The organism is Loktanella atrilutea (genome assembly GCF_900128995.1).
GTDB lineage: Bacteria > Pseudomonadota > Alphaproteobacteria > Rhodobacterales > Rhodobacteraceae > Loktanella > Loktanella atrilutea.
The window spans coordinates 276,075-292,599 of sequence record NZ_FQUE01000002.1; the positions used below are offsets into that span (position 1 = coordinate 276,075).

A 16,525-nucleotide genomic window follows, 5' to 3' on the forward strand; every position below is an offset into this window, starting at 1 on the left:
GTCACCTTCAGGGATCGTTCGCCCCGCCCCGCCGAGACGACAGGATGAAAGATGGTTGCGACGAGTGCCGTGCAAAGGGCGGCCTGCTTCTTCAGGCTCGCTGCTGACACCGTCATTTGAATGTGCCGATACGCAAGTTGCGACACATCCGAAGGATCAATGCAGCATAGTTCCGGCGCGTGAACCTGATGGGCGAGCGTAGTCGAACCTGAGTTTTCGACGACGCATTCGCAATCTGGCTTTACGATAACATTAGCTGGCCGATAGAAGCCCTTACGCTCGTTGAAAATGCCCGCTCACATTACGGTAGGTCTCGTTCTGAGAATGAGCCGTTCAATTTTAAAACAATCAGAACACCGATACGTCGCCGTGCGTCGGGTCCGTGCTTGCGTCAGCACCCGCAAGGCGCGCGGCGACGGCGCCAAGATGGAGGGCATCGAGCGCCTTGGCCGCATTAACAGGCGTGGCCGGCGCAGCTTCGCCCAGAGCCGATGCGAAGCGAGACAGGTCCGCAAGCGACTGCGTCAACAGATCGAGGTTCTGCAAATTGCTCCTGTCCTGTCCGCTCAGGTTGGCGCCATGGTGCATCGTCGCCTCGACACGCGCGGCCAGATCAGCTGCTCTGTTCAATTCGTCAGCAAGCCGCGTCAGAAGCACGGTGATCGGCACTGTCATAGGGGGCCGACCACGGCCTCGATGCATTTCCGCATCTGCTGAGTGTTGAAGGGCTTCGCAATGAAATTGTTCATGCCCAGCTTGCGCCCGGTTGCGACGATCGTTTCGTCGAGGCGGCCGCTGACGAGTATGAAACCGATCCGCTGCGTATTGCGGTTCGTACGCAACCCATGCAAAAGCTGCAGTCCGTCGAGACCCGGCATATTGTAATCCGAGATGACGAGATGCACCGGCTTTGCAGCAATCGAGGCGAGGGCGGACTGCCCGTCACTTCGAAAGTCCACGTTCTTGACGCCAATTTCGTCCAGCGCCATCGTGATCAGACCCCGGCTCGTCGACATGTCGTCGACCACCATGATTGAAATTGTATCCTTGAGCGACATGTGTCCTCCAGTGCGGTTCGGCGAGGTGCCGGTCAGTTGTGCTTGAATGTCGTACGGTCGATCATCGTCAAACGATGGGACAGCGACGGAGGCAATCGTTCAGAATGCCCGATGAAGAGTAGGCCCTGCGGCGCAAGTAGGTCGGCAAGTCCCGTGAAGACGCGGCCTTGGGTTTGCTCGTCCATGTAGATCGCCACGTTGCGACAGAAAATTGTCTGGAACGGTCCGCGCGTCGGCCATGGCGTTACAAAGTTGAGGTAGCGAACCGTCACCAGATCGCGCAGGACTTTCGGCATGCGGACGACTGCGGAATCGGGAGTGGCCTCTGACAGCATCAGAGACCTGATTGCGTCGGGCACGGGGTTCAGACGCTCGCGCGCATATTCGGCACGCTCCGCGGTCTCGAGGCATTCAGCGCTGATATCCGTGGCGAGGATGCGTACGTCGTGTTGCACTGCAGTCGGCCAATGATGAAGCAGCGTTGCGGCCAGACTGTAAGCCTCCTCTCCGGAGGAACAACCTGCCGACCATAACCTGACCCGCCCGCCATCCTCTGCCGCGGCGCGCAGGTCCGGCAGCACTACCTTCACGAAGATATCGAAATGATACCCCTCGCGGAAGAAATGCGTCGTATTGGTAGTCAACGCCGTGATCATCAGGTCGCGATCATCGCGGTGCGCAGGCTCGTTGATCCAGCGGACATACGCGGCGAAATCCGGAAGCTTGAGACGACGCAGATGCTTGATCAGGCGCGAGACGACCAGCGAGGTATTGTCCTCGGGTAAATGGATGCCGGTTTCGTCGTGCAGCAGGGCGGCGATCGCGCGGAAACTATGCTCATCGCAGGTCATCGGACCGCCCGGCTCCGGCCCCGACGGAATAGTCAGTGGCAGCGATGTCATGCACTGGCTTCCTTCACCAGCGGTGGCAGCACTGCCGAAATATCGATCAGGCGAAGCATTCTCTGTTCCAGCGCGATGACGCCCTGAATGAACATGCGTGTCGTCTGGGCGGTGATGTCCGGCGTCGGCTGGATCAGCTTCGGTGCAACGCCGATGATGTCGGCCACTGCATCCACAAGGAAACCCACCGTCTGTTCGGCTACGACTGCGATCACGATGACATGGCGGTCGCCCAGATCCGTCTTCGGCAGGCCGAGCCGCCGGGCCAGATCGACGATCGGCACGATCGCGCCACGGAGGTTGATTACACCGAGGACATAATCCGGCGCATGTGGCAGTACGGTCGCCGGTGTCCAGCCGCGGATCTCGCGCACATGAATGATGTCGATGCAGAAATCCTGGTCGCCGACGCGAAAGGTGACCAGTTCACGTTCGTCTTCGATCGTGACGTCTTCGGCCGCTGTCATTGTCTGTTCTCCTCGATCCGGGGGGACGTGGGCGGTGGCATGTCAGACGGCGTCCGTTGGACCGCCTCTTCGGGGTCGATGATCAGGGCAACCTTGCCGTCACCCAGAATCGTCGCCGCCGCGACTCCGGTGACGTGGCCGTAGTTCCCTTCAAGGCCCTTGATCACCACTTGCCGCTGGTCGTGAATCCGGTCCACGGCAAGGGCCCACATCTGTTCGTGGTCGCTTTCGACCAGCAGATACACAAGGTCCGTCGAGGTAGAAGGATCGTCGCGAAACTGAAAGACGTAACCCAGATCGACGATCGGAATGAACCTGTCACGGACCGACACAACCGTCATGCCGCCCGCCAGCCGGTGCAGATCGCCCGGCACCGGTCGGATCGTCTCGACGATCGTCGCAATCGGGACAACCATGGTCTGGCCGGCGACATCAACCACCATGCCGTCCAGAACAGCAAGCGTGAGCGGCAGGGAAATCGACATCGTGGTGCCGGCGCCGGACGTCGAGGTAATGTTGATGCGGCCGCCCAGCTTCTGAATAGCGCTGCGGACGACATCCATTCCGACACCACGCCCAGACAGGTCGGTGACCGTTGGTGCTGTCGAGAAGCCCGGCAGGAACAGCAGCTTGTCAATTTCCGGATCGCTGAGGACCACGTCGGGCGGGACGAGACCTTTCTCGATTGCAATGCTGAGCACACGTCGGCGGTTGATGCCGGCACCGTTGTCGGTGACGTCGATCAGCACCCGACCGGAGCGGTGCGCAGCGCGCAACGTGACGGTGCCGATATCGGTCTTGCCGGCCGCGCGCCGCTGTTCCTCTGTTTCAAGCCCGTGATCCACTGCATTGCGGATGATATGCGTGAGTGGATCAACCAGCCGCTCGATCACGGTCTTGTCGACTTCGGTCGCTTCGCCCTCCGTCTCGAAGCGGACACTTTTGCCAGCCAGATCGGCAGCCTCGCGCGCGATGCGCGCCATGCGCTGGAACAGCGGCTTCACTGACTGCGCCCGAATAGCCATCACCCCTTCCTGGATTTCGCGCGCCAGTGCCATGAATTCGTCAAGGCTGGCGGAAAGCCCCGTTGTCATCGGGATTTCTGCGGCCTTAATGCATTGAGTCAGGACGGCCTGATTGATAACGAGTTCGCCCACGACGTTGATCAGACGATCAACTTGGTCCAGGTCCACCCGGACGGTGGCCTTGGCCGTAGCGGCCCCGGCACAGGTTTCGCTTTTTGCAGACTTTTCAGGGACCGGCGATTGCGATTCAGGCCTCTGCGCCCCGAGCGACACTTCGGAACCCGTCCCGATCGGATCTAGGCGAGACACTTCGGGAGCCGCCGCAGATGCGGATAAACCGGCGTCTGGCAGAGGGACGTGTGTCTGTGACGAACTTGGCAGTGCCGACGCATCTTTGGGGGTATCTATTTCGAGCGTGCACAAGCCATCGACGAAATCAAAAACCTCCCAGATTGATTCCACTGGTTCCGAGGTTTCCATTAAGATCAGCCAGGATAGTGCGCAATCCGTCGGGTCGAGCTGATCGAACTCAGGCACGGATTTAGGATCGATCTGGACCTTGATCTGACCCAGCACCGACAACTCGCGGAACAGGTGTACGGGATCGTTGCCATTCGTGAAGAGCCGCTTCTGTGCCTGAAAGCGAAGTGTTAATGGGCCATCATCCGCTACGCTTCCGAATTCTAACGGCAGTGGGTCGAAGGACATCGGCACAGGGACGTAGCTGTCCTCCTCCGCCTCGGTGACAATCTTAGTATCGGAGAGAGCCGCGAGCTTCTCGATGACTGCTGCACCCGCATCGGCCGCGACATCGCGATCATCGCGCCCGGCCGCGACAAGTTCGGCCAGTTGATCAGCGGCGCGCAGACAAACCTCGAGCACATCGGAGGTCAGTGGCAAGCGGCCGGCGCGCAGGTCGTCCAAGGTCGTCTCGAAGCGATGCGCGAAGCGGACGAGAGCTTCAAGTCCGAATGCGGCAGCCCCACCCTTGATCGAATGAACGGAGCGGAAGACAGCATTGATGGTCTCCAGATCCATTTCCTGCCCGTCGTCCAGGGAATCGCGCAAGAGTTCCAGACCGTCATCGAGAGCTTCCAGTAATTCTTCGCATTCCTGAAAGAACATCTGACGAATATCGTTCAGCGTGCTCATCTTTCACCTCAGACCGCTGCGATGCGGCGGATTGCGCTGATTAGTTTGGCATCGTCAAAAGGCTTCACAATCCAGCCCGTGGCGCCCGCCTGACGGGCACGCTCCTTCAATTCCTGCGCGCTTTCAGTTGTCAGGACGAGGATTGGCAATGCATTCAGACAGGTCCCACTTCGGATCGCATCGATTACGCCAAAGCCGTCCAGACGCGGCATGTTGATATCGGTGATCACGAGGTCGGGGGAAATGGTGGCAAGAGCTTCGACGCCCTCCTGACCGTCATTTGCAAGATGGACATCGAAACCTGCCCTGCCCAGCGCCATGCGCAGCATTTCCCTTATCGTACGGGAGTCATCGATCGCCAGAATTTTCAGTGTCATCGTTGCGTCTCCAATGCATCTACAAAGTCTGAAAGACCCAGCAGAGTAAGATCGTTTGCAATGCCCGCATGCCCCTGCAGAACGAATGCATGGCCATCTGCTTGCCATGCGTGATAAGCGGAAATAATGATTTGAGCGCAGATCGCACCGATGTTGCGACAACGGACGGCATCAAGGATCAACGCGTCACCGCGAGCTGCCAGAAGGTCAGCCAGCAGAAAGCTTGCAACTGCAGTATCAAGGTTTTCAGGCAAGGTAAGTGTTCGCGCCATAATGTTGTCCATTCAGAAAAACGTAATGTCGTCGGTGACAGGAGGCTTCGGCAGCTCGATTGCTGGGACGTCGGCCTCGGACACGAGGCGCTGCTGCGCTTGCCCATCAACGGGAGAAAACCGAATGCGGCGCGCTTGAGTGCCGAGGAGACTTTGGGAAACCAAGGGAATGTCCTCGTTTTCGAGGAATTGGAGCGCGAACTCGGCATTCGCACGCCCGATCTTGCCAAAACTGTTTTGCATCATTGCCCCGCCGAAAAGCTTGGCCTTGAGCCGACCGCGCGCCGCCCCCTTTTTCAGAAGATCATTGATCAGTAGTTCCATCGCGTGCGAACCGTAGCGATGATTGGCTGCGCCCAGTTCCGGCTCTTTCGCCAAAAGAAAATGGTTCATCCCACCAATGCCCGCAACTGGATCCCACAGGCATGTTGCGACACAGGATCCCAAGATCGTCGTCATCACCACTGCAGGTTCATCTGAAACGAGATGCGTTCCTTGGATGACATGCAGGAGGCATTCCGAAGCAGATTGTCCTGGCGGATTTACATAGGTCATCGTGTGCCGATCTCGGAAGCGATAGGTAAGGCGAATACAGGGCTAGGACTTACGGATGTCGTGGTCAGAAGTCCTCCCACCCACCAACCGCTGCGACATCCCTCTTCGGTGTCATTTTCGCTGCAGGCGCTGCCTTCTCCGGCGTGGTCCCTGGTTTAAATCGCGCACGGAACGACACGACATCAGGGTCCTGCGCGGCTTGCTGACTTTCCGCATCAATCTTGAAATATGCGACCGTCTCAACCAGAGAAACGGCATCCTTGCGAAGGCTTTCGCTGGCAGCAGTGGTTTCCTCCAGTCGTGCCGCGTTTTGCTGAGTCGACTGGTCAAGTTGATTGAGCGAGCTATTGATATCGCCAAGATTGGTGGATTGCAGCGCAGAAGAATCCGCGATTGTGGAGACGAGGTCAGAGATCTGCGAGACGGCATCCACGATCTGTTGGAGCGCGCTTCCAGTGCGACCGACAAGATCGACGCCCCGTCGGACCTGACTGCCGCTCTTGTCGATCAGATCATTGATCTCTCGTGCCGCATCAGAGGATCGCTGGGCCAAAGCCCTGACTTCCGATGCCACGACGGCAAAACCCCGCCCCGCATCGCCAGCCCTTGCCGCTTCCACGCCCGCATTCAGCGCAAGAAGGTTCGTCTGGAAGGCAATGTCGTCAATGACCTTGATGATCGACGTGATACGGCCGGAACTTTCGGCGATCTGATCCATCGCAGAAACGGTTTCAAGGACGACCTGGCCGCTATGTTCGGCGCTCTTGCGAGCCTCGCGGACGACACCGTCGGCCTCCTTGGCGCCCTGCGCCGTCAAGCGAATCGACGATGTAAGATCGTTGAGTGCTGCCGCTGTCTGTTCAAGCGTGGCTGCGGTCGACTCTGTCCGGCGCGACAATCCGTCCGTGGTGCTGGAGATGTCGCGCGCTTCGTTTGAGATATTGTCGGCATTCTCGACGACGCCACGCATTGCTTCCGCCAAGGTTCTAACCGCACCATTGTAAGCAGTCCGCAGGTCTTCGTACTTGCCGGCGAAGGGCGCATCGATCATGGCGGTCAGATTGCCATCACTGAGGCTGCGCAGTCCGACGCGCAGGGCCTCGACCACCACGGTCTGTTCCTTCTCGAAGTTTTCCCGGGCGGCCGCGGCATCGCGCAGCGCTATCTCGGATTGCGTAATGTCGCGCGCCAGCAGGATGTAGCGGATCGGCACACCGTTGCTGTCCCTGACGGCGTTCACACTGCCGTCCAGCACCAGTTGCGCTCCGTTTGAGGCCGTCATCGAGATGTGACCGGCAAAGGTGCGGTTTTCCCGGGCGGCGGACAGGATATCCAAAGCACGAGGTGCATCGGGCGGCGTCTGCCCCATCAAAACGCTCAGGTCAAGTCCGCAAGCCGCGTCCGCGTCGCGGTGCAGTGCTTCGGACATATGCCGGTTGATGTAGAGTACCTTGCCGTCAACATCGACGTCGGCGCGGAGTTGCTGTTCCTCCAGCCCATGCAAAATAGCATCGTTCAGCCATTGTTGGGTGACGTCCGCCCATTCCATGATGAATCCGATAGGCTCGCCCGATGCGTCGGCGACGGACGAAATCCCGAGGGCGATGCGATCATTTCCGAATGCGATGGGAATGCTGATCGTCTTGTCCCCAAGGTGCCGTAGGCGGGACCGGACCTCACCCAGTTCCCGATGGAAACTGTCGATAGACATCGATGTCAGGCGCGCGGTGTCTATGCCCTCTGCCAAAGCGGGAATATGGGTGCGGAACCGCGACAGCAGCGTCACCATCGCGGGATTAACATGGCGAATGTTCAGATCGCGGTCCGTCATCATAAGTGCGGCAGAGGCCGAACTGAAGGCCGCGGCCTTGTAGGCGGCTTCGCGCTGCGATGCTGCATTCGCCGAAAGCGTCTGCCTCAGGTCGTCGAGTGACCGGGCGATTCCACCTATCTCATCGCCGCGCGACATGGCCGGAACTTCGATATCCAGATCGCCCGCACTAATCCGTCCAACAGCATGTCGTGTGGCGATCAGAGGGCGAATGATGAGAACCTGCGACAGCAAGACCGTCGCGCCCAGCACCGCGACGGTGACCAGTAATGATTTCAGCAAATCCTTGCGCGCCGTGGCAGCATGTGCTGCCAGCGCGCTGTCGGCGGTCCAGTGGATAACGAGCGTGCCGACCGCAGCATCCTGGGCCGCAGCTTCGCCCTTGTTGATCGGCTGCAGGATAGTGTTGCCGTCTACCTTCGTTCCGGATCGGGCCTCGCCGAGCAACGGAGTTGCAGCGGCAACGAGGGACTGAACGTCGCCACCCTGCTGCGCGGCACTGCCAAGAACCTGACCGTCATTCTTGATAACGACCGCGGCAAGGGCGGCGCCGTTCGACGTCTCGACCGCGGATCGAAGAAGGGCTTCGACCGTTTCCGCATCCTCGAAACGCGTCGCGCCGTAAAGAGTGTCAGACAGCATCCGACTTTCGACAATGCCCTGCGATTCCAGCAGCTTTTCCATGTTGGCTCTTGTCGAGGCATTGTTCAGCAGGATCAGGGTGCCGCCGACCAATGCGGTGGCAAACCCCGCGATCAGAGTAACTTTCAGCGTCAGGGAGAGTTTGTCGATAAGGCGGCGAATCATGGCCATGAATCCTTGGTTCCGGGTCTCGGCGATGGCGGACGGGTGTGGATCAGAAGCGTTCGGCGTCGAGACTGAAGGTGGCAGCCCCGATCGCTGCACCGCCCGCATCGAGGACGGGCATCGAGACCTGAACAACGTAGGTTCCGGTCGATTCGTCCAGTTCCACGTCACCGATATGGATTGCCGTCGGACCGATGGGATAGGTCTGCTGATACTTGTCCTCGTCGCCCTGCCAGTAGTCGGAAGTGACGCTGCTGATACCGACATTAAGTCCGCGATCATCCATCAGAATGACCTCGACGATCAGGCCTTCGGATTCTTCGACCAGTGTTCGCAGGTAATCCGACGCAGGCGACGCGATCAGCTGCGTGATCAATGGCCTGTCTGCAGCATCGATCTCTGCCCGCCAGGTCGCATCGAGGTCGAGGATGTCGCTTTCTGTCAGATCTGAATGTGCGGCGTCCGCGGCGGCAACCGCGTCCTGAACCACGGGATCGGCCATCCAGACGGAGGCCTTCGTCTGGATGAAGGACGTATAGTCCTCTTCCGAGGCGTGGGCCGGCGTCAGGCCGAGCGACAGCGTCAGGGCCGTGGTCAGAACGAAAGGTTTCATGTGCGTACGATCCATTTCAAGGGTGCAAAGATATCCGTCTGCAGCCTTCATCGCGCACAAAGATTAATGTCCCCTGAACCTCGTCTGACTATTGCAAAAGTCGTTACCCCTGCCCCGCTCCCGCGGACCAAAGGCTGCCAAACCATGCCGCCCCAAGGCGCGCGCTACCAGGGAATAAGGGCCAGCGTCACAATGGGGAACGCCACGAGAATAGCAACGCGCACGAGGTCGGAGGCAACGTAGAACATCACGGCCCTGTAGGTGTCCGACATCGGCGTCTTGCGGTCCATTGCGTTGATGATGAAGAGGTTCATGCCGACGGGTGGGGTGATCAGCCCGACCTCGACCACGATCAGCACGAGGATACCGAACCAGATCGCGACACGTTCGGTGTTGATCCGTGACAGCGCACCTTCGTTCGCGCCGCGCAGCCCGAGTTCCTTCATCTGGTCCCGGGTCAGTTCCAGACCCTGCGCCAGCATATCCTGCGCCTGCGCGAGCAGGTCGGGGGCCACCTGCGTGCCGCTTTGAACGAGCTCGGTCAGCCGCGCACTTTGCAGATCGACAAGACTCACGAAGCCAAAATCGAGGCCCTGCACTACGGGCCAGAAGATCGGGATCGTCAGCAGGATCATCGACAGGCTGTCCATCAGGCAGCCCAGCAGCAAATAGAAGATCAGGATCACTGTCAGCACGAGCAGCGGTGACAGGCCCTGGTCCACGACCCAGAGCGCGATTTCCTGCGGCACTTGGGTCAGCGCGAGGAAGCCGTTGTAGAAGGCAGCCCCCAGCACGATGAAGAAGATCATCGCCGTCGACCGCGCCGTCACCATGAAGGATTCGCCCAGTGTGGTCCATGTCAGGCCGCCATTGGCCCAGGCAATGGTTCCAGTGCCCAGCGCGCCGACGGCGGCCCCTTCGGTGGGGGTGAACCACCCCGCGTAGATGCCGCCGACGACGAGGGCAAAGACAATCAGCACGGGCCAGACCGCGATGACGCCACGCAATCTGGCCGCCCAGCCGACCCGGGGGCGCGTGCCGGCGCTTTCGGGGTACAGGCGGACGTAGATGCCGATGACGATGACGTAGCCCAGCGCCGCGAGCACACCGGGAATGAAGGCGGCAAGAAACAGCTTCGCGATGTTCTGTTCCGTCAGAATGGCGTAGATCACGAGCACGATAGAAGGCGGGATTAGAATGCCCAGAGTGCCACCCGCCGCCAACGTCGCAGTAGAGAACCCGCCGGCATAGCCGTAACGGCGCAACTCTGGCAGGGCAACGCGGCTCATCGTGGCGGCCGTGGCGAGACTCGACCCGCAGATTGCGCCGAAGCCCGCGCAGGCGCCGATGGCGGCCATCGCCACGCCGCCGCGCCGGTGGCCGAGGAACCCCTCCGCCGCCTTGAAGAGGGCCTGGCTCATGCCGCCGAGTGTCGCGAAGTGACCCATCAGCAGGAACATCGGGATGATTGACAGCGAATAGCTGGAAAAGGTCGTGAAGGTTTCGGACTTCAGGCGCGCGAAGGGGATCGTGGTGTCGCCGGTCACAAGCACCAGCCCGACAAGGCCCGCGAGGAACATGGCGAGACCGATGGGAACCCGCAGGAAGATCAGCCCGAGCAGCGCCGGGAATGATACGATACCGATCGTAAGGTCGCTCAATGCTCTGCCCCCAGATCGGCGGGCAGGATCGTGGTGCCGGTCAGCGTTTCCCGCAGGCGCACGGCGGCGATATAGCAGGCCACCACCGCCGCTACGACTGCACCCAGAAGTGACAAAGCGTAGGCCCACCAGACAGGCATTTCGAGCAGAAAAGTCGTCTGGCCGGCGTCGAGCTTCGACAGCAGGCCCAACCACAATTGCCAGGCAATCAGGACCATGACCGCGGCAAAGACGATGTCCGTAGCCAGTCGCAGCCCCCGATTGGCGGGGTCAGGCAGGTAATTCGTGAAGACGTCGACCGCCGCATGGCCACCGGTGATCTGGCAGAGGGGCAGGAAGGCGAAAATCGAAAAGGCAATGCCGGCTTCGACCAGTTCGAAGTCGCCGTTGACCGGGCCGACGCCCAGATCCAGAAGCCATGTCGCAAGGCCGGGGGCCAGGCCGGACATGACGTCGCCATGCAGGATGGAATTCAGCTCTCGCCCAACGACGGAAAGGCAGACCAGCAGGATGAGTGCGGTCAGCATGGCGCCGCCCAGCCACGCCATCAGTTGCGACAGTCTCAGAATGGCACGATACATCGCCGTCTCCCAGTGGTGGCACGCCCTGTCCGCATGCGCGGGGGCGTCCGCCCGCGGACGCCCCCGTATGGTTCATCGTCGACCGAAAGGTCAGTTGCTGGCCTTGTACTCGTCCATCAGGGCACGTGCCTCGTCGATCAGCGCCTGTCCGTCGTAGCCCTTGGCATCCATGTCGGCGGCCCAGTTGGCATAGATCGGCTCTACCAGCGGCATCCAGTCGGATTCCACTGTCGCCGCATCAATCGTGATGAATTCGTTGCCCATGTCCTCTGCAATCTGCCTCGCCGGTCCATCGGCCGCCAGATTGACCTCTGCCGCCAGGATCGAGAAATCGAGGCCCGAATCCGCGTCGATGACCGCCTTCAGGTCATCCGGCAGCGCGTCGTAGGAGGCCGGGTTCATCGCCAGGACGAAGGCGAGCGTATAAAGGCCATTCCCTTCGAAATCGGTATGGTTGTGGACCAGTTCGGCAACCTTGAGAGCGCTTGTCACTTCCCATGGTAGGGTGGTGCCGTCGATGACACCCTTGGAGAGGGCTTCCGACACGGCGGGCACCGGCATGCCGACGGGCGTGGCGCCCACGGCCTCCAGCATCTGGTTTACAAGGCGTGAGCCGCCGCGGATTTTCATCCCCTGCAAATCCTCTGGCGTTTCGACCGGATCCTTTGTGTGGAACAGGCCCGGACCATGGACCCAGGTTCCCAGCATATGGACGTCCTTGAACTCTCCGTCCTTCATGTCCTTTTCGTACATCTTCCAGAAGGCATATGCGGCAGCCTTGGGGTCGCTCACGAAGAAAGGCAGTTCGAAGACCTCGGTGCTGGGAAAGCGGCCCGGCGTGTAGCCCACGACGGTCCAGACGATGTCGGCGACACCATCGACGACCTGGTCGATCAACTCGGGAGGCGAACCGCCAAGTTGCATCGAGGGATAGCGGTCGATCTTGATGCGACCGCCGGAATCCGCCTCGACCTTGTCGGCCCAGACGTCGAGGATCAGTTTCGGAACGGAGGCCTGCGCGGGAAGCATCTGATGCAGCTTCAGCGTGACCTCCTGCGCGCGTGCGCCGGTGGCGGTCAGTGCCAGCAGGGCCATGGCACCTGCGGCTCCCAACAGGGTTCTACGATTGGTTCTCATCCCGGTCCTCCCAGACGTTCAATGCGGCGGCGGCAGGTCGAAATCGCCTGCGCCATGGGCCGCATGATGCAGATGACCACGGGCTTGTCATGGGAAATCCGACCAGAGCCTGCGAATTCTGCTGATTTATATCAGTGCCTGCAAAGCACTATGACGCGAAATAGGGGCGGCAGCGGTGTCTGCGCGGGTTTGCCTCATGGATGCCACGTGCTCTAGATGCAAATTGCATGCCAAGCCCAGCCCATCCGGGCAACAGTAGAGGACAAAAGATATGCTCAGCAGCTTCGCAGCAGAGACACTGGCGCGATTCCAGTTTGCCTTTACCGTATCGTTCCACATCATCTTTCCCGCGTTCTCGATCGGCCTCGCCAGCTTTTTGGCCGTGCTGAACGCGCTGTGGTTGTGGACGGGCGACGCGGTGTATCGCACTGTCTTCGACTACTGGAAAAAGATCTTCGCGGTGGCCTTCGGGATGGGCGTCGTGTCGGGCATCGTCATGTCCTACCAGTTCGGCACGAACTGGTCCGAATACGCCGACAAGACCGGGCCGGTCCTCGGCCCGCTAATGGCCTACGAGGTGCTGAGCGCCTTCTTCCTCGAGGCAGGTTTCCTCGGCATCATGCTGTTCGGCCGTGAAAAGGTGGGCAACGGGCTGCACATGTTCGCCACCGCAATGGTCGCGGGCGGCACGCTGATGTCGGCCACGTGGATCCTGAGCGTGAACAGCTGGATGCAGACCCCCGCGGGCTTTTCCATGAACGAGGTCGGCCAGTTCGTGCCGGAGGACTGGTGGGCGATCATATTCAACCCGTCGTTCCCCTACCGCCTCGTACATATGGTGCTTGCGGCCTACCTCACCACAGCTTTTGTGGTCGCCGGTGTCGCGGGTTGGCATTTGCTGAAGGATCGCAGCAATCCTGCAACGCGGACCATGTTCTCCATGGCGATGTGGATGGCGCTGATCGTCACGCCGATCCAGATCTTCGCCGGTGACGAGCACGGTATCAACACGCTGGAACACCAGCCGGTCAAGATCATGGCGATGGAGGGGCATTACGACAGCCACCCCGACGGCGCGCCGCTTGTCCTCTTCGGCATTCCCAACCCGGCGGAAAAGCGGATCGACTATGCGGTAGAAGTGCCGAAGCTGTCGTCCCTGATCCTCAAGCACGACTGGAACGCCCCGCTGGCCGGCCTCGATACCGTACCCGATGACGAGGAACCGCCGGTCACGATCGTGTTCTTCAGCTTCCGGATCATGGTCGGCATCGGCTTTGCGATGCTGGGGATGGGTCTTTGGGGCGGGATCCAGCGCTGGCGCGGGCGACTTTACGACACGACGTGGCTGCACCGGGCGGCCGTCGTGATGGGGCCCATGGGCTTCGTGGCGGTGCTGGCCGGCTGGATCACGACAGAGGTGGGGCGCCAGCCCTATACGGTCTACGGCATGCTGCGCACGTCAGAGAGCCTTGGCCCCGTTGCGGCACCAGCCGTTGCAGCGTCATTGATCGCCTTCATCGTCGTATACTTCTTCGTCTTCGGCGCGGGCACATTCTACATCATGCGGATGATGGGCAAGTATCCCGGCACACCGCGTCTGGGCCTGCGTGACGGTCCGGTGCGCGCGGCAGGAATCACGCCGCTGCAACAGACCCACAACGCGCACCCGGCGGAGTAAGGCACAATGGACGTCATTTTCGAGCTTTCCTTCATCTGGGCCGGGCTTATCGCCTTCGCCGTACTGACCTACATCATCCTTGACGGGTTCGATCTGGGCGTGGGCATCCTGTTTCCCTTCGCCCAGTCCAAGAAGGACCGCGACACCATGATGAATTCGGTCGCGCCGATATGGGACGGTAACGAAACCTGGCTGATCCTGGGCGGCGGCGGCCTTTTCGCGGTGTTTCCACTGGCCTATGCGGTCGTGATGTCGGCGTTGTACATGCCGATCATCCTGATGCTTCTGGCGCTGGTGTTCAGGGGTGTCGCCTTTGAATACCGGTGGAGGACGGAGCGGTGGAAGCGCGTCTGGGATATCGCCTTCTTCGGGGGGTCCACGATGGCGGCCCTGTGTCAGGGCATTTCTCTCGGCGCGCTGGTCCAGGGAATCAAGGTGACGGAGCGTCATTACTCCGGCGGCTGGTGGGACTGGCTGACGCCGTTCTCGATCACCACCGGCATCGCGGTCGTGGTGGGCTATGCCCTGCTGGGCGCCTGTTGGGTCATGATGAAGACGGACGGGGCGGTCCACCACCGGATGCGCGACCTTGCCAAGCCGTTGGCAATCGCGACGCTGGCCTTCATCGCGGCGGTCAGCGTCTGGACACCGTTCCAGAACTACACCTATTTCGAACGCTGGTTCGCCATGCCCGGCTTCCTTTACACCCTGCCGATACCGATCCTGCTGCTATTCACGGTCTACATGCTGTTCACGGGCATCGCCCGCGGGCGGGATGTCATACCCTTCTTCGCGGCAGAGGGGCTTTTCGTCATCAGCTTCATCGGCATCGGGATCAGTTTCTACCCCTATATCGTGCCGCCGTCGCTGCTGATCACCGATGCCGCCGCACCGGATTCCAGCCTGAAGTTCGCGCTGGTCGGGACCTCTGTCCTGATCCCGCTGATCCTGGCCTACACGGCCTATGCCTACTGGGTGTTCCGTGGCAAGCTGGATCCCGAAAACGGCTATCACTGATGGCGACCGGTCCCCTCTGGCAGCGGATCGCGTGGTTCGTGGCGATCTGGTTCGCAAGTGTCGCCGCCTTGGCCGTCGTCGCCTTCGCGATCCGGCTGGCGATCCTCTAGGCTTCCAGTGCGACCGCCAGCGCCTCGCCGCCACCGATGCAGATGCTGGCGATCCCCCGCTGCGCCCCGCGCGCACGCATTGCGCCCAGCAGGGTGACGATGATCCGCGCGCCGGAGGCGCCGATCGGATGACCGAGGGCTACGGCGCCGCCGTGGACGTTCAGCCGGTCACGGGGTATTCCGCAATCCGCCATCGCGGCCATCGGCACCACGGCGAAAGCTTCATTGATTTCGAACAGATCGACGTCGGCCAAGGCCCAGCCGATCCGCTTCGCCAGTGTCCGCATGGCGAAGATCGGCGCCGTGGTGAACCAGCCCCGTTCGCCAGCGTAGGCGGCATGTCCGACGATCCGTGCCAGCGGGCTGACCCCCGCGGCCGACATCGCCTCACCCGACATCAGCACCAGCGCCGCCGCCCCATCGTTAATGGACGACGCCGAGGCCGCGGTGATCGTGCCGCCCTCGGCAAAGGCCGTGCGTAGCTTCGGAATTTTCGCTGTGTCGATTCGGTCCGGCCCCTCGTCGCGGCTGACCTGCACGTCGCCCTTGCGTCCTGCCATGACGGGCGCGATTTCCCAATCGAAAAGGCCCTCGTCTGCGGCCCGCTTCGCCCGGGTCACGCTTTCGATCGCGAAGTCATCCTGCGCCGCCCGGTCGAAGCCGTAGTGCGCCGCGCAATCCTCCCCGAAGGTGCCCATCGACCGGCGGGCACCGGTATTGGTGCGGGCATAAGCATCCTCAAGCCCGTCCAGCATCATGTGATCGAGCATGACGTCGTGACCGATGCGGGCGCCGCCCCGCGCCTTCGGTAGCAGGTAGGGGGCGTTGGTCATGCTCTCCATCCCGCCGACGACCACGGTGGACACGTTGCCGCACAGGATGGCATCCATGCCCTGCGTCACGGCCTTCATGCCCGATCCGCAGACCTTGCTGACCGTGGTGCAGGGCGTGGCGACGCTCAGTCCGGCCCCCAGTGCCGCCTGCCGCGCCGGCGCTTGACCAAGACCTGCGGGCAACACGTTGCCCATCAGCACCTCGTCCACCGTCGTCGGATCGACACCGGCTCTGTCCAGTGCCGCATGGATTGCCACGCTGCCCAGCTGCGGGGCCGTCACGTCGGAAAACGTTCCCTGAAACGCGCCAAGGGGCGTGCGCGCCGCCCCCGTGATGTAGATGTCGGTCATGCTGCCCTCCCCGGTCTGCACGCATCCTCGCGCGTCCGAAAACCTCGTGCAAGACCGCTTGAAGGCACAGGCTTCGCGCCTATCCTATGGAAGAACGG

At 61.1% G+C, this 16,525-nt stretch carries 17 protein-coding genes; 3 read left to right on the plus strand and 14 right to left on the minus strand.

The annotated features are described in order from the left end of the window. Positions 1–348: 348 nt before the first annotated feature. From BUA54_RS06550 to BUA54_RS06605, 13 genes are all read right to left on the minus strand, one after another. Positions 349–675 (minus strand): hypothetical protein, encoded by a 327-nt coding sequence (locus BUA54_RS06550; protein ID WP_072856427.1) that lies wholly within the window; start codon positions 673–675, stop codon positions 349–351. Beyond that, entirely contained in the window at positions 672–1,058 is a 387-nt protein-coding gene (locus BUA54_RS06555) for a response regulator (protein ID WP_072856428.1), read from the minus strand. The genes BUA54_RS06550 and BUA54_RS06555 overlap by 4 nt, the downstream gene beginning before the upstream one ends. Before the next feature lie 32 nt (positions 1,059–1,090). After that, positions 1,091–1,960, minus strand: a complete 870-nt coding sequence (locus BUA54_RS06560; protein WP_072856429.1) for a CheR family methyltransferase — start codon at positions 1,958–1,960, stop codon at positions 1,091–1,093. Further along, complete coding sequence (locus BUA54_RS06565) at positions 1,957–2,427, minus strand: chemotaxis protein CheW (RefSeq protein ID WP_072856430.1); 471 nt, start codon at positions 2,425–2,427, stop codon at positions 1,957–1,959. Before BUA54_RS06565 ends, BUA54_RS06560 begins: the two co-directional genes overlap by 4 nt. After that, positions 2,424–4,604, minus strand: a complete 2,181-nt coding sequence (locus BUA54_RS06570; RefSeq protein WP_072856431.1) for a chemotaxis protein CheA — start codon at positions 4,602–4,604, stop codon at positions 2,424–2,426. The genes BUA54_RS06565 and BUA54_RS06570 overlap by 4 nt, the downstream gene beginning before the upstream one ends. A gap of 8 nt (positions 4,605–4,612) precedes the next feature. Beyond that, positions 4,613–4,981 carry a response regulator gene (locus BUA54_RS06575; protein WP_072856432.1) on the minus strand — a complete coding sequence of 123 codons (369 nt, stop codon included), beginning with the start codon at positions 4,979–4,981 and terminating at the stop codon, positions 4,613–4,615. Further along, positions 4,978–5,253: a chemotaxis protein CheX gene (locus tag BUA54_RS20800; protein ID WP_143155364.1), complete on the minus strand. Its 276-nt coding sequence runs from the start codon at positions 5,251–5,253 to the stop codon at positions 4,978–4,980. Before BUA54_RS20800 ends, BUA54_RS06575 begins: the two co-directional genes overlap by 4 nt. Positions 5,254–5,265: 12 nt before the next feature. Continuing rightward, complete coding sequence (locus BUA54_RS06580) at positions 5,266–5,808, minus strand: chemotaxis protein CheD (RefSeq protein WP_072856433.1); 543 nt, start codon at positions 5,806–5,808, stop codon at positions 5,266–5,268. A 64-nt stretch (positions 5,809–5,872) separates the two neighbouring features. Next, positions 5,873–8,452, minus strand: a complete 2,580-nt coding sequence (locus tag BUA54_RS06585; RefSeq protein ID WP_072856434.1) for a methyl-accepting chemotaxis protein — start codon at positions 8,450–8,452, stop codon at positions 5,873–5,875. A gap of 43 nt (positions 8,453–8,495) precedes the next feature. Further along, complete coding sequence (locus tag BUA54_RS21195) at positions 8,496–9,059, minus strand: hypothetical protein (RefSeq protein WP_072856435.1); 564 nt, start codon at positions 9,057–9,059, stop codon at positions 8,496–8,498. A 164-nt stretch (positions 9,060–9,223) separates the two neighbouring features. Continuing rightward, positions 9,224–10,720 carry a TRAP transporter large permease gene (locus BUA54_RS06595; protein ID WP_072856436.1) on the minus strand — a complete coding sequence of 499 codons (1,497 nt, stop codon included), beginning with the start codon at positions 10,718–10,720 and terminating at the stop codon, positions 9,224–9,226. Beyond that, positions 10,717–11,301, minus strand: coding sequence for a TRAP transporter small permease (locus tag BUA54_RS06600; protein ID WP_072856437.1), 585 nt, complete (start codon positions 11,299–11,301; stop codon positions 10,717–10,719). Before BUA54_RS06600 ends, BUA54_RS06595 begins: the two co-directional genes overlap by 4 nt. A 90-nt stretch (positions 11,302–11,391) precedes the next feature. Next, complete coding sequence (locus BUA54_RS06605) at positions 11,392–12,438, minus strand: TRAP transporter substrate-binding protein (protein ID WP_072856438.1); 1,047 nt, start codon at positions 12,436–12,438, stop codon at positions 11,392–11,394. 271 nt (positions 12,439–12,709) lie between these two features. Here BUA54_RS06605 and BUA54_RS06610 point away from each other — a divergent pair, with 271 nt between their 5' ends. From BUA54_RS06610 to BUA54_RS06620, 3 genes are read left to right on the plus strand one after another with little or no spacing between them, the layout of a single operon-like run. Further along, positions 12,710–14,116, plus strand: a complete 1,407-nt coding sequence (locus BUA54_RS06610) for a cytochrome ubiquinol oxidase subunit I (protein WP_072856439.1) — start codon at positions 12,710–12,712, stop codon at positions 14,114–14,116. Between the two features lie 6 nt (positions 14,117–14,122). Further along, positions 14,123–15,133 carry a cytochrome d ubiquinol oxidase subunit II gene (cydB, locus tag BUA54_RS06615; RefSeq protein ID WP_178352716.1) on the plus strand — a complete coding sequence of 337 codons (1,011 nt, stop codon included), beginning with the start codon at positions 14,123–14,125 and terminating at the stop codon, positions 15,131–15,133. Then, positions 15,133–15,243, plus strand: coding sequence for a DUF2474 family protein (locus BUA54_RS06620; protein ID WP_072856440.1), 111 nt, complete (start codon positions 15,133–15,135; stop codon positions 15,241–15,243). Before cydB ends, BUA54_RS06620 begins: the two co-directional genes overlap by 1 nt. Here BUA54_RS06620 and BUA54_RS06625 read toward each other — a convergent pair. Next, positions 15,240–16,427 (minus strand): acetyl-CoA C-acyltransferase, encoded by a 1,188-nt coding sequence (locus tag BUA54_RS06625; RefSeq protein ID WP_072856670.1) that lies wholly within the window; start codon positions 16,425–16,427, stop codon positions 15,240–15,242. The two genes, BUA54_RS06620 and BUA54_RS06625, sit on opposite strands and share 4 nt — an antisense overlap. Between the last annotated feature and the right edge of the window lie 98 nt (positions 16,428–16,525).

What these genes read in the sequence shown, in the direction of transcription:
- BUA54_RS06550 (WP_072856427.1), bottom strand. Translation starts at nt 675, where the DNA reads ATGACAGTGCCGATCACCGTGCTTCTGACGCGGCTTGCTGACGAATTG.
- BUA54_RS06555 (WP_072856428.1), bottom strand. Translation starts at nt 1,058, where the DNA reads ATGTCGCTCAAGGATACAATTTCAATCATGGTGGTCGACGACATGTCG.
- BUA54_RS06560 (WP_072856429.1), bottom strand. Translation starts at nt 1,960, where the DNA reads ATGACATCGCTGCCACTGACTATTCCGTCGGGGCCGGAGCCGGGCGGT.
- BUA54_RS06565 (WP_072856430.1), bottom strand. Translation starts at nt 2,427, where the DNA reads ATGACAGCGGCCGAAGACGTCACGATCGAAGACGAACGTGAACTGGTC.
- BUA54_RS06570 (WP_072856431.1), bottom strand. Translation starts at nt 4,604, where the DNA reads ATGAGCACGCTGAACGATATTCGTCAGATGTTCTTTCAGGAATGCGAA.
- BUA54_RS06575 (WP_072856432.1), bottom strand. Translation starts at nt 4,981, where the DNA reads ATGACACTGAAAATTCTGGCGATCGATGACTCCCGTACGATAAGGGAA.
- BUA54_RS20800 (WP_143155364.1), bottom strand. Translation starts at nt 5,253, where the DNA reads ATGGCGCGAACACTTACCTTGCCTGAAAACCTTGATACTGCAGTTGCA.
- BUA54_RS06580 (WP_072856433.1), bottom strand. Translation starts at nt 5,808, where the DNA reads ATGACCTATGTAAATCCGCCAGGACAATCTGCTTCGGAATGCCTCCTG.
- BUA54_RS06585 (WP_072856434.1), bottom strand. Translation starts at nt 8,452, where the DNA reads ATGGCCATGATTCGCCGCCTTATCGACAAACTCTCCCTGACGCTGAAA.
- BUA54_RS21195 (WP_072856435.1), bottom strand. Translation starts at nt 9,059, where the DNA reads ATGAAACCTTTCGTTCTGACCACGGCCCTGACGCTGTCGCTCGGCCTG.
- BUA54_RS06600 (WP_072856437.1), bottom strand. Translation starts at nt 11,301, where the DNA reads ATGTATCGTGCCATTCTGAGACTGTCGCAACTGATGGCGTGGCTGGGC.
- BUA54_RS06605 (WP_072856438.1), bottom strand. Translation starts at nt 12,438, where the DNA reads ATGAGAACCAATCGTAGAACCCTGTTGGGAGCCGCAGGTGCCATGGCC.
- BUA54_RS06610 (WP_072856439.1), top strand. Translation starts at nt 12,710, where the DNA reads ATGCTCAGCAGCTTCGCAGCAGAGACACTGGCGCGATTCCAGTTTGCC.
- cydB (WP_178352716.1), top strand. Translation starts at nt 14,123, where the DNA reads ATGGACGTCATTTTCGAGCTTTCCTTCATCTGGGCCGGGCTTATCGCC.
- BUA54_RS06620 (WP_072856440.1), top strand. Translation starts at nt 15,133, where the DNA reads ATGGCGACCGGTCCCCTCTGGCAGCGGATCGCGTGGTTCGTGGCGATC.
- BUA54_RS06625 (WP_072856670.1), bottom strand. Translation starts at nt 16,427, where the DNA reads ATGACCGACATCTACATCACGGGGGCGGCGCGCACGCCCCTTGGCGCG.